Source organism: Nocardia suismassiliense, assembly GCF_900269665.1.
Taxonomy (GTDB): domain Bacteria; phylum Actinomycetota; class Actinomycetes; order Mycobacteriales; family Mycobacteriaceae; genus Nocardia; species Nocardia suismassiliense.
This window is the reverse complement of record NZ_LT985361.1, coordinates 703,939-715,694: the sequence shown is the minus strand read 5'-3', so window position 1 is coordinate 715,694 and position 11,756 is coordinate 703,939. Positions and strand designations below refer to the sequence as shown.

The 11,756-nt window shown below is 68.1% G+C and carries 8 protein-coding genes; 7 read left to right on the top strand and 1 reads right to left on the bottom strand.

The genetic code is table 11. The features are described from left to right. Nucleotides 1-390: 390 nt before the first annotated feature. From DBO33_RS03220 to DBO33_RS03195, 6 genes are all read left to right on the top strand, one after another. The gene (locus DBO33_RS03220; RefSeq protein ID WP_107653701.1) at nucleotides 391-1,215 is read left to right on the top strand and encodes a hypothetical protein; all 825 of its coding nucleotides are present in this window, start codon (nucleotides 391-393) and stop codon (nucleotides 1,213-1,215) included. Nucleotides 1,216-1,349: 134 nt separating this feature from the next. Next, complete coding sequence (locus tag DBO33_RS03215; protein WP_107659934.1) at nucleotides 1,350-2,651, top strand: ammonium transporter; 1,302 nt, start codon at nucleotides 1,350-1,352, stop codon at nucleotides 2,649-2,651. Between the two features lie 86 nt (nucleotides 2,652-2,737). Beyond that, nucleotides 2,738-5,020: an MMPL family transporter gene (locus tag DBO33_RS03210; RefSeq protein WP_107653700.1), complete on the top strand. Its 2,283-nt coding sequence runs from the start codon at nucleotides 2,738-2,740 to the stop codon at nucleotides 5,018-5,020. Continuing rightward, complete coding sequence (locus tag DBO33_RS03205; RefSeq protein WP_107653699.1) at nucleotides 5,017-5,694, top strand: TetR/AcrR family transcriptional regulator; 678 nt, start codon at nucleotides 5,017-5,019, stop codon at nucleotides 5,692-5,694. The genes DBO33_RS03210 and DBO33_RS03205 overlap by 4 nt, the downstream gene beginning before the upstream one ends. Before the next feature lie 109 nt (nucleotides 5,695-5,803). Then, nucleotides 5,804-6,508, top strand: coding sequence for a hypothetical protein (locus tag DBO33_RS03200; RefSeq protein ID WP_107653698.1), 705 nt, complete (start codon nucleotides 5,804-5,806; stop codon nucleotides 6,506-6,508). A gap of 461 nt (nucleotides 6,509-6,969) precedes the next feature. After that, nucleotides 6,970-8,259, top strand: a complete 1,290-nt coding sequence (locus DBO33_RS03195; RefSeq protein ID WP_107653697.1) for an ROK family transcriptional regulator — start codon at nucleotides 6,970-6,972, stop codon at nucleotides 8,257-8,259. Nucleotides 8,260-8,356: 97 nt separating this feature from the next. On the opposite strand, the gene DBO33_RS03190 is transcribed toward DBO33_RS03195, so the two are convergent. Next, nucleotides 8,357-9,988 carry a DUF2207 family protein gene (locus DBO33_RS03190; RefSeq protein WP_107653696.1) on the bottom strand — a complete coding sequence of 544 codons (1,632 nt, stop codon included), beginning with the start codon at nucleotides 9,986-9,988 and terminating at the stop codon, nucleotides 8,357-8,359. 280 nt (nucleotides 9,989-10,268) lie between these two features. On the opposite strand from DBO33_RS03190, the gene DBO33_RS03185 reads away from it, so the two are divergent. Then, complete coding sequence (locus DBO33_RS03185) at nucleotides 10,269-11,630, top strand: neutral zinc metallopeptidase (RefSeq protein ID WP_234390675.1); 1,362 nt, start codon at nucleotides 10,269-10,271, stop codon at nucleotides 11,628-11,630. The last annotated feature ends 126 nt before the right edge of the window (nucleotides 11,631-11,756 follow it).

The window sequence follows — 11,756 nt, the reverse complement described above, 5'->3', positions numbered from 1 at the left end:
TCGGCCACCACTGTGTGATCCAAATCACAGGATTCTGCGGGCCTTCTTAACGCCCGCTGACCGATAACAACAGCGGCAACGCGCGAGCTATCGCTGACGAAGCACCGGTCGAACGCGGGAAAATACCGCCCAATTCCCCCTTGTAGACCGAAAAATGTGTACTCAGGCCCCGATTTACCCAAGTTTTATGGATATAACGAAAGCGTCAACGCACGTGACACCGACGCAATCCGCTGGCTACCGTGGCAAACGGCAACTTCGGTAGCCAAACCTTCATCAGGTTGGTTGCCCCGGCCGGTCCCTCATCCCGACCGGGGCACAACCAAAGTTCCCGCACAACCAAAGTTCCAGCGCAGCCGAGTGCCACTTCCATCGGAGGAACTTCTCACCGTGCCGTCGCCTGATGACATCGCCGCCGCGTTGCTTTCCAGCACCGACTTCGCCGGCGACCGCTCCGCGGTCGATCTGCTGAGCCGCGCGATCAGCCCCCAGGACTTCGCGATCAAACGTGACTCGCTCCCGGTGGCCGCCGCGGCCGACCCCGCCACCTCCGCCGCCATCCTCGAGCTGCTCGAACGCGGCCAGGTGCCGACCATGGCCGCGATCCGCACCCTCACCGCGCAGAACGAGATGCGCCGCGAGGCCGAACGCATCGAGCGCCTCGGCCGCCGCGCCCAGCGCAGCATCGACGACTTCGGCCGCGCGCTCGCCACCCTGGCCGACGCGCACTGGACCGCGCACGCCATCGGCCCGACCCGGCGCGACGTGCTGTCCTCCGACGAGGTCATGTCCCTGATCCGGACCCGCATCGGCGACATCGCCCCGTCCGCGGTGAAACACCTCTGGCTGATCGAACGCGCCCAGCGCGCGGGCTGGATCGCCTCCAACGCCAACGCCGGATCGCTGTGCGCCGGACGGCGGTTCTACTCGGACCAGTACGGCAACCGCGTCTCGCTGCGTCCGGTCAACACGATCGGCACCGCGGTGGCCGCCTACCTCGCCGACTACCAGGCCGAGCACGGCCGCGCCCCGCGCTGGTCCACCGTTGCCCAGGAACTGCGCGACGATCGCGGCCGCCGGGTCTTCCACAACACCGCCGACGCCCGCGTCCAGGAACGGTGGCTGACCACCGCCGAATGGGTCGCCATCCAGGACGAACTCCCGGTGCCCGGCAAGCGCGGTCAGCGCGCGATAGCCCGCAAATCCCGCGTCTGATCGCACCCGATTTCACGGCGCCCGCGGGCAAACATCCCATGTCCGAAGTGGCGCGCAACTCCTAGACCAGCGCAAATCCGGGAATGCGCATTCGGTAATTTCCTTGCAACGCACCCCGCGTGGAAGGAGTTACCTTGTCCACACCCCTGGATCCCGCGGCCACCGCCTGGCTGCTCATCAGCACAGCCCTGGTGCTGCTGATGACCCCGGCGCTCGCGCTGTTCTACGGCGGGATGGTGCGCTCGACCGGCGTGCTCAACATGCTGATGATGAACTTCATCGCGATCCCGCTGGTGACCGTCGCCTGGCTGCTGTTCGGCTACAGCCTGGCGTTCAGCGACGACGCGGGCGGCGGCCTGATCGGCAACCTCGACCACGTCGGCATGGCGGGCATCGACCCCACCACGCTGCGCGGCGCGGTACCGGAGCTACTGTTCGCCACCTTCCAGCTGACCTTCGCGATCCTGACCGCGGCCCTGGTCAGCGGTGCGATCGCGGACCGCGCGAAATTCGCCGCCTGGATGATCTTCGTGCCGCTGTGGGCGCTGGCGGTCTACGCGCCGATCGCGCACTGGGTGTGGGGGCCGGACGGCTGGCTCGCCTCGTTCGGCGCGCTGGACTACGCGGGCGGTCTAGTCGTCGAGATCGCTTCCGGCGCTTCGGCCCTCGCGCTCGCCCTGGTGCTCGGCCCCCGCATCGGATTCAAGATCGACGCGATGCGCCCGCACAATCTGCCCTTCGTACTGCTCGGTGCCGGCCTGCTGTGGTTCGGCTGGTTCGGCTTCAATGCCGGATCCGCACTGTCCGCGAATGGTGTTGCGGCGGCAGTCTTTTTGAACACCCTGGTGGCGGGCTGCCTCGGCATGCTCGGCTGGCTCGCGGTCGAGCAGATCCGCGACGGCAGGCCCACCACCTTCGGTGCGGCGTCCGGCGTGGTGGCCGGTCTGGTCGCGATCACGCCGTCCTGCGGGTCGGTGAATACCCTCGGCGCGCTGATCGTCGGGCTCGCCGCCGGCGTGGTGTGCTCGTTCGCGGTGGGCTGGAAATTCAAAGCGGGTTATGACGATTCGCTCGACGTGGTCGGCGTGCACTTCGTCGGCGGCATCGTCGGCACGGTCTTGATCGGCCTGCTCGCCACCCAGGTGATGACCGGCGGCGTCGACGGGCTGTTCTTCGGCGGCGGGCTGGCGCAGCTCGGCAAGCAGGTGGTCGGCGTGCTCGTCGTCGCGGCGTACGCGTTCGCGGTGAGCTTCGCGCTGGGCAAGCTGATCGATCGCACCATCGGCTTCCGGGTGAGCCCGGAGGACGAGACGGCGGGCATCGACTTCGCACTGCACGCCGAGACCGCCTACGCGGAGGGTGTGCACGGCCACTCGCCGCGCCGGTTCGGTGAAGGCCATTTCGGCCAGGGAAACGCGGGTGAGCGGGATCACTGAACGAGCGATAGTTCGCTCTATCGGCAGCGGATTAACGGCGTTACGCTAACGCCGTTAACCTACTGCGCCGAGCAAGGGAGCCGCGCGTGCTGATTCGCATTGCTCAGATCGCCACCCGATACCCCCGGGCGATCCTGCTCGCCGCGGCCGCCCTGGCGATCCTGTGCGGGGTGTTCGGCGCGACGGCGGCGTCGCATCTGAAGTCGGCGGGCTTCACCTCGCCCGATGCGGAGTCGTCCGAGGTCGAGCGGCTCCTCACGGACAATTTCGAAGGGGCCGCGCCCAACTACGTGCTGCTGGTCAGCTCGGAGTCGGGCGCCGACGCGCCGGCCACCCGCGCGGCGGGCACCCATCTGGTGGACACGCTGCGCGCCCGCGCCGACGTCAAGGGCGTGCAGTCGTATTGGACCGCCCCGCCCGCGGTGGCCTCCGCCCTGCGCAGCACCAGCGGCAAGGACGCGCTGGTGCTGGCGTACCTGACCGGCGACGAGACCGACGCACAGCGGACCGCGGGCGAGCTCACCGAGCAGCTCACCGGCACCACCGACGGCGTCACCGTGCGGCAGAGCGGCGTCGCCGCCGTCTATCACGATGTGAATGAACAGATCACCCACGACCTCGCCGTCGCGGAGGGCGTGGCGATCCCGGTGTCACTGGTCGTGCTGGTGCTGGTGTTCGGCAGTCTGATCGCGGCCGCGCTGCCGCTGACCGTCGGCATCTTCGCCATCCTGGTCACGCTCGCCATTCTGCGGATGTTCACGCTGGTCACCGACGTATCCATCTACGCGCTGAACATGACCACCGCACTGGGTCTCGCGCTGGCGATCGACTACAGCCTGTTCATCGTCAGCCGGTACCGCGAGGAGCTCGCCAACGGCCTCGATCCGGTGCCCGCCACCATTCGCGCGGTGCAGACCGCCGGGCGCACGGTGCTGTATTCCGCACTGACCGTGGCGCTTTCGCTGGCCGTGCTGAGCATCTTCGACATCTACTTCCTGCGCTCGTTCGCCTACGCCGGCGTCGCGGTGGTCGCCACGGCCGCGGCGGCGGCGATCGTGATCCTGCCCGCTGCGCTGGCGCTGCTCGGGCACCGGGTGAACGCGCTCGACATCCGAGTTCCGTTGCGCCGCATGTTCGGCCGGTCGGCTCCCGATCCGATGGCACCGCTGGTGCCGGAACAGAGCCGCTGGTATCGCATAGTGACCTGGGTGATGGGGCACTCCGTACCGGTCGCGCTGATCCTCGTCGCGGTGTTCCTCGCGCTCGGATCACCGTTCCTCTCGGTGCAATTCGGCTACCCCGACGACCGGGTGCTGCCGACGAGTGCCGCCAGCCGCCAGGTGGGTGACGTGCTGCGGGCCGAGTTCCCGGCAGCCAACTCGGGCAACAACACCACCGTCGTCCTGGACGGCTATCAAGGCGGACCCGGGCCGGTCGGCGAGTATGCCAAGGGCCTGTCCCGCACCGACGGGGTGTCGGCGGTGCTGTCCAGCGCCGGTGTCTTCGTCAAGGGTGCGCGAGTGGCCGGCGGTCCGCCCGGAATGGCCAACGGCACCGGCGAATACCTCACTGTCGCCACCCGCGTCGACCCGTTCTCACCTGCGGGCGAGGCGCAGCTGAACGAGCTGCGGTCGGTGGCCGCACCCTCGCCCGCGCTGTTCGGCGGGGCCGCGGCGGTCAATGCCGATGCCCTCGACTCGCTCGGCAAGCGCATGCCGCTGGCCATCGCGCTGATCGCGCTCGCCACCTTCGTGGTGCTGTTCCTGTTCACCGGTAGTCTGCTGTTGCCGCTCAAAGCCATTGTGCTCAATACCCTTTCGCTGACAGCAGCGTTCGGCGCGATGGTGTGGATATTCCAGGACGGCCACCTGTCCGGACTGCTCGGCTTCACCGCGGTGGGTTATATGACGCCGACGATGCCGATCCTGATGTTCTGCCTCGCGTTCGGGATGTCGATGGACTACGAGGTGTTCCTGCTCTCCCGGGTGCGCGAAGAATGGCTCGCCTCCGGCCGGGTGGTGGACGGCGTCGTGGTGCGCACCGCGAAGGACAACGAGCACGCGCTAGCGGTCGGCGTCGCCAGAACCGGCCGAATCTTCACCGCCGCAGCTGTTCTCATGGCTATCGTGATCGGCGCGATGGTGACCTCCAAGGTGTCGTTCATTCAGCTGATGGGCCTCGGCCTCACGCTGACCGTGCTCGCCGACGCCACCCTCGTCCGCACCATGCTCGCGCCCGCCCTGATGAAGCTGATGGGCACCGCGAACTGGTGGGCGCCCGCGCCGCTGGCCCGCCTGCATGCCCGGATCGGGTTGCGCGAGCACGGCGATGCCGTTCCCGCCGAGCGCGTGCCGGCCGGTCGCGAATGATCCGTACCAGTCGATCCCGCTCGGCGCGCGGCAGTGGCGCCCAGCTGCGCACCGAAATCCTTGATGTGGCAAGGGAATTGCTGGCCCGTACCGGCCATGCCGACGCCGTGTCGATCCGGGAGATCGGCAAACGGGTCGGCGTGAGCGCGCCCTCGATCTATCGGCACTTCGCCGACAAGGACGAGCTCATCGAGGCGGTGGTCGTGCAGGTCTTCGAGGATCTGGACGCCGCGATAGCAGCCGAGACCGACCTGACGGTGTCCCCGATCACCCGGCTGTATCAGCAGGGGCTGGCCTATGTCCGGTTCGCCAGGGCGCATCCCGAGCAATATCGGCTGGCGACCACGCCGGCCGCGGCCGGTGGCGCGGTGGATCAGGTGCTCGGTAGCGGTGCGTTCCAACGCTTTTCGCAATCGGTGCAGGAATGTATGGACGCGGGCGTGTTCACCCCGGGTGACCCGATGCCGATCGTGCTCGACCTGTGGGCGGCCGCGCACGGCATCGCGTCGCTGCTGATCGCCAAACCGTTCATCCCGTGGGGCGATACCGAGGTGGCGGCGGGCCGGGTGCTACGCGCGGCGTGTGTCGGCCACGTGGTGGTCGACATGATCGGTACCGATGCGGCGCCGGACGAGGCCGCGGACTGGCTCGGCGAGCTGCGCCGCAAGCTCTGAACTTTTCGCGGTCGCGCATTGGAATCTCCTTGCGTTTTTACCTCGTTCTCCTGGGCTTTCTCCTCGATGCTTTGCCTCGACAGCACCGTCTAACGAGGGATCGCAGTACATGAGGATGAGGAAGCTTGCCGTGGTCGCGGCACTGGTGACCATGGCGACCGGAGTCGCCGCCGGCACTTCTGTCGCCGCACCACAGACCACCGAGGGCCCGGTGAACTTCACCGCGCGCGCCACCGACAAGTCATCGATCATCACGACCGATTCCGGGTCGCTGGTCGTCGAGGACGACGCCTTGAAGATCAAGGCCGCCGACGGCACCGTGCTCGCCGGGACGCCGTTGCGGCTGCGCATCGACGACTTCGAATTCCCGATCGCCGCCCAGATTTCCCAGCGCACCGCCACGCTCACCCCGCAGATCGACGAGCAGCACGCCACCTACAAGCCGGTCGCGCTGCCTTTCGAGGACAAGGCGCCGTGGAAGTCCGAGTACGACCGTGAACAGGCCGCGTGGAGTCGGCTGACCAGCACGATCAGTGCGGGCGCGACCATCGGCACGCTCGTCGGTGGGCTCGGCGGCGCGGCCGTCGGTTGCGTGCTCGGCGGCATTCTCGGCGCCACCGCCGCTTCGGCCACCATCATCGGCTTGTTCGGACCGTTCCTGCCGGCCGCGGCCATCGGTTGCCTCGGCGGCATCATCGCCGTGGGTGCCCTCGGCACTGTCGCAGGCCAGATCTTCATCACCGCTCCGGTCGCGATCGGTGCGGCGATCCAGTACTTCACCACGATCAACCAGCCGTTCAACCCGCCGAAGTAGCTCGCGGTCGCCACTGCCGCGACTAGGGCCTGTCGCGAAGTCCCCAGGGGCGCCGGATGGGACTTTGCGACAGACCCTAGGGTCCCGCCCAGCATCCGCTCGCTGGGCGGGACCTTTCGTTTTCGACTGCTTTCCTCGCTCGACCGGCACCTGAAGCCGTCGGCACGGCTGCCGAGGCTCGGCGGCGACCTGCGGAAACGGTGTGTGCGACAACACAGCGGCGGATTGAGGCTTGGTGAGTCGTGGGCAGCGGTGTTAATTTCATCTACATGTCTGCCAACCGATCGAGCGCCCTGCGCGTCACCTATGTGACCGCCGCGCTGGGTCTGCGGCTGCCATTGACCCGCGAACTGTGTTGTCGCCCTTGCTGCAGCTGAGCTGCTTTTCCGGCTCGTTTGCTGCCTAGTCGCCCATGTAGGCACGTCCCGCCAGTCGCGGGACCTCGGCAAGGAATCTGCACTATGTCCCTCCCTACCCTCGAACGATCCGTCGCCAGGGTTGGCGGCGGCCGCGTTCGCGTCCAGCGTCCCGTGGTCGCCCCGGAACTACGCATCGCCGACAACCCGGCGGCCGCGGTGCTCCGCTCCGCCACCGGCGGCCCCGTCTCGCGCGACAATGCCGCGCGCGCAACGGGTTTGAGCATCGCGACGGTCAACCGCCAGGTATCCGCGCTGCTCGCCGCCGGCCTGCTGCGCGAACGGCCCGACCTGACGGCCTCCGGTGCGGTCGGACGACCTCGGGTGCCCTTCGAGATCGACCACGAGGCGTACCTGACCCTCGGTATCCACATCGGCGCGGCGGTCACCAAGATCGTGGCGGCCGACCTGCGCGGCCGCATCCTCGGCGGCCTGGCCATCGCCACCCCGCAAACCGGCCAGGAATTCGCCACCACCACCGTCGCACGCAGCGCCAAGGCGTTCCTGCAGCGCTGGCATCGGCGCAAGCCACTGTGGGCGGGCGTCGCCATCGGCGGGCGGGTCGATCCGCTCACCGGCGTGGTCGACCATCCCAAGCTGGACTGGCAGGGCGCGCAGATCGGCGCCGTGCTCGGCGAGGTGCTGGAGCTGCCTGTCTCGGTGGCCCCGCATGTCGAGGCGATGGCGGCCTCGGAGTTGTTGCTGCCGACCATCGAAGCGCGCGACACCGCCAACGGCCGGGTCGCCGGTCCGGAACGCGGTAGCAGCCTGTACTTCTACGTCCGCGAAACTGCCGGTGTCGCAGTGACTTTGGATGGTCGCGTGCATACGCCGAGCAACGGGCCCGGCTCGATCGCGCACTTGCCGACGGGCTCGGATGTCGAATGCACCTGCGGCAGACGGGGTTGCCTCGAGGTGACCGTCGGCGACCGTTCGCTGCACTCGCGGGCCGTCGGCCGGGGCATCATCCCGGCGTACAACGGCAGCGCGGGCTCGACCATTGTCGACCTGTACCGGGCGGCCGAATCCGGTTCGGAACCGGCCAGGGAACTGCTCGCCGAACGCGCCACCATCCTCGGCCACACCGTGGCCATGGTCCGGGACATGCTCAACCCCGACCGGGTGATCCTCGGTGGTCAAGCCTTCACCGGCTACCGCCCCGCCGTCGCGCACGTGGCCCGCGCCTTCAACCAGGGCTCCACCCTCCCGCCCACCGACATCCGGATCAGCGGATTCGGCGGCAAGGTCCAGGAATTCGCCGCAGTGGTGACCTCACTGAGCGTGCTCTACGCGGACCCGCTCGCCGCCATCCGCCGGACGACCCTCGGCGACTGAGCAATAGACCCCGGAGTCGGCCTGAGCGGACACTTTTCGTGTCCGTCAGGCCGGATTCGGTTCTCGGGCCCCGATAGTGGGCGGGTAGGCCGCCGCACTACCGGTGCGGGTCGCCTGCGGTGGCGAACAGTCCTTCCAATGCCGTGATGAAGAACGGGAAGTGGCCGGCGAAGCGCTGGAGGTTGCGGTCGCGGTCGAAGCTGCCGAACCAGTAGAGGCCGGGCTGGGAGTCGGCCGAGGGGTTCAGGTCGCGGAAGGCGCGGATCCAGTTGTCGGCGCGGCCGCCGATCACCATGAAGGGCAGGGCACGGGAGAACACCGTCTCCTGGTCGAGCGGCGGAACCTGTTCGCGCCGGGTCGATTCCAGGCCGCGCTGGAGTGCGCGGATCTGTCTGGTCAAGGTGAGTCCGTGCGCGGTGCGCACCGGCAGGTACTTCGGCAGCAGCAGGGTGGCGACACCGGCGAGCGCGATCGCGACGCCGACCAGCGCGTGACCCGAGGTCAACGCAAGCGCGATCGTCGCGCCGACACCGCCGACGAGCAACGCACCGCCCAGCCAGGTCGCCGGACCGAAGCCGCGGCGATTACTGAACGTGCCGCGGGTGACCGCGTCGGCGACCAGCGCAGCGCGCACTGGTCCGGACTGCACCCGGCCGGGTGCGCGCAGTTCGGTGATGGTGACGGCGTCGGTGCCATCGGGCAGCAGCGCCGCGTAGACAGCCTTCTCGTACGCACGCAATTGGTCGTCGGGCGCGTTGACCCGGGTGATCCGCCAATCCGTCTCACCGAGCGGCGTGATCCAGATGTACCGGCGCACAGCGAGATCTACCACGGTGGCGGCGATATCGACCGGGTCGACATGCTCGTCGAGCAGTAGCCCCGCCTCGCCGGGCAGTACCCCGTCCGGCGAGGTGAACTGCACCCGTTCGCCGTCGCGCACCAGCGGGTCCAGCGTCTCCGATCCCGTTCCGGCAGCGGCATTCTCGCGCCGCGCACGGAGGACGAAGGCGGCCATCCCGGCCAGTGCCAGCAACAGCACGCCGAACGCGATGAGCACCGGTGTGGTGATCGCGAACGGGCCGGAGTCGCTGGTGTCGCGTACATCGGCGTTGCTCGGCACACTGCCGGGCGGCAGTTGCAGGGTGAGGTCGATCGCCTCGCCCTTCTTCAGATCGGTCTGCTCCAGATGGAGTACGCCGTCGACCTCGGTCATCACATCGGCGCACGGCCTGGTGTTGCCGGGCTGGCCGAGTTTGCAGTCCACGATGCCCATTTCGAAACTCGGGCTGATCAAGGTGGCGCTGATCGAGGCGATATCGGTGCCCATCACGCCGAGCCAGTTGAACACCTGGCTGCCGGGCGCATCGTTGACGAGGTTGTGCACCGAGTAGGTGAAGGTCGTCTCACCCGGTTTCGCCTCGATGGTGAATTGATCGTTCGCCACCGTCGCGGTGCCCGCGCCCTTGGTGTCCACATCGGTGACCTTGAAATGGCGCTCGACGTCGTCGCTCACCTTCAGCCGCAACGGCAGCGACATCCGGAACGTGCTGTCCTGCGGCACCGTCACCTGCTCGACCACCTCGAGCACACCCTCGCGGCTGAGCTTCAGATCGGCAATGATGGATACACCGGTCGGTGCGGGCTGGGTGTGGGCAATCGGGGCGGTCGCGAGCAATCCCGCGGTGGCGAGCAGCAGCGCGCCCAGGGCGCCCCACCGAAAAGTCAGCATGGCTGCCTACTTTAGACAGCTTGCTATTCTGCGTCATCGGCTGTCGGTGATCATTGAGACGAGGGGGTACGGGGGCGTGACACAACCACCGTACGGACACGGACCGGTTCCGCCTGGTGGGCGAGCTGTTCCGCCTTCGCCCGGATACGGTCAGCCGGTCGGCTCGGGGTATGGACTCCCGGGTCAAGGCCAGCAGGGTCACGGTCAGCAGCCGGGGCAAGGCCAACCGCCGGCACACGGCGAGCAAAGTCACGGTCAGCAGCCGGGGCAAGGCCAACCGATGGCGCACGGCGAGCAGGGCCACGGTCAGCAGCCGGCGCAAGGCCAACCGCTGGCGCACGGCGCGCAGAGTCATAATCAGCAGCCTGGTTACGGTCAGCAACCCGGTTACGGCCATCAGCCAGGACAAGGCCAGCCGAGTTACGGCCAGCCGCCGAATCAGCAACCCGGTTACGGCCAACAACCGAGTCAGCAGCCGGGTTACGGCCAACAGCCGGGTTATGGCCAGCCTCCTGGCTATGGTCAGCAACCGGGTTACGGCCAACCCCCCGGCTACGGTCAACAACCAGGTTATGGCCAGCCTCCCGGCTACGGTCAACAACCGGCTTACGGCCAACCCCCCGCCTACGGCCAGCAGCCGAACTACGGCCAGCAGCCGGGATACGGTCCCCCACCTGGCTATTCGCCCGGCTACGGCCCCCCGCCCGGTCATCGCGCACCCCCGCCGATGCCCTACGGCCCACCCGGACGCCCCCCACACCAGCCACGCCGCAGGTCCGGTGGCGGCGGCTGGATCGTCCTCCTGGTCGTCGTCGTATTCCTGGTCGCCGGCGGCCTGGTCCGCAACGCGATAACAACCGGCAAGGGCGACGCCGACGCATCCGGCCCCGCGCCCAGCCTCACCTTCGCCCCCGACGGTAAGACGGGTCCCGCCGAGACCGGCGCCAACCCGCTACTCGCCGACCCGAACGCGACGCTGATCCCCGCGCGCTGCGCGTACTCGCCGTGGGGCACCCAGGTGGACGCCGCCCGCAAGTTCTTCGAGAGCGCCGCGGACTGCCTCGAGGCGGCCTGGAAACCGGTGATGCAGAAGGCGAATCTGCCGTTCCAGAAGCCCGCGCTCAACATCAGCGCGACCACCACCGGCATCACCACCCCGTGCACCGGCTCCACCAGCAACTTCGCCGCCTTCTACTGCCCGGCCAACAAAACCATCTACATGCCGATCAGTCAGTTGCAAACCGACTTCTTCAAAGACAACTGGGTCGTCTACCTGTCCGTCTTCGCCCACGAGTACGGCCACCACATCCAAGCCATGTCCGGCATCCTGCGTAAAGCCAACAGCGACCGTGCCGACGCGGGCCCGCGCAGCTCCCGCGGCCTCGAGCTGTCCCGCCGAGTCGAGTTGCAGGCCAACTGTTTCGACGGCATGTACCTCAACTCCGCCTCCGGCGGCGGCTCGCTGTCCGACTCCCAGCTCAACCTCGCGCGCAAAGACGCCTACGGCCGCGGCGACCAAGCAGGGGACATGCGCGACCACGGCACCTCCGAGAACGGCGGCCAGTGGTTCGAGGTTGGGTTGGACAAAAACCGTGCCGCCCAATGCAACACCTTCACGGCCTCATCCGGCGCCGTGAGTTAGGGCCTGTCGCACAGCCCGCCCGGAGGCGCCGGATAGGACTTCGCGAACGGTCCCAGGTGCCTGCGCGTCCGCTGCACACATCGGCGCACAAGTCGTCGAATGTGTGCCGCACCAGTCAATTCCGCG

What these genes read in the sequence shown, in the direction of transcription:
- DBO33_RS03205 (WP_107653699.1), top strand. Translation starts at nt 5,017, where the DNA reads ATGATCCGTACCAGTCGATCCCGCTCGGCGCGCGGCAGTGGCGCCCAG.
- DBO33_RS03200 (WP_107653698.1), top strand. Translation starts at nt 5,804, where the DNA reads ATGAGGATGAGGAAGCTTGCCGTGGTCGCGGCACTGGTGACCATGGCG.
- DBO33_RS03185 (WP_234390675.1), top strand. Translation starts at nt 10,269, where the DNA reads ATGGCGCACGGCGAGCAGGGCCACGGTCAGCAGCCGGCGCAAGGCCAA.
- DBO33_RS03195 (WP_107653697.1), top strand. Translation starts at nt 6,970, where the DNA reads ATGTCCCTCCCTACCCTCGAACGATCCGTCGCCAGGGTTGGCGGCGGC.
- DBO33_RS03190 (WP_107653696.1), bottom strand. Translation starts at nt 9,988, where the DNA reads ATGCTGACTTTTCGGTGGGGCGCCCTGGGCGCGCTGCTGCTCGCCACC.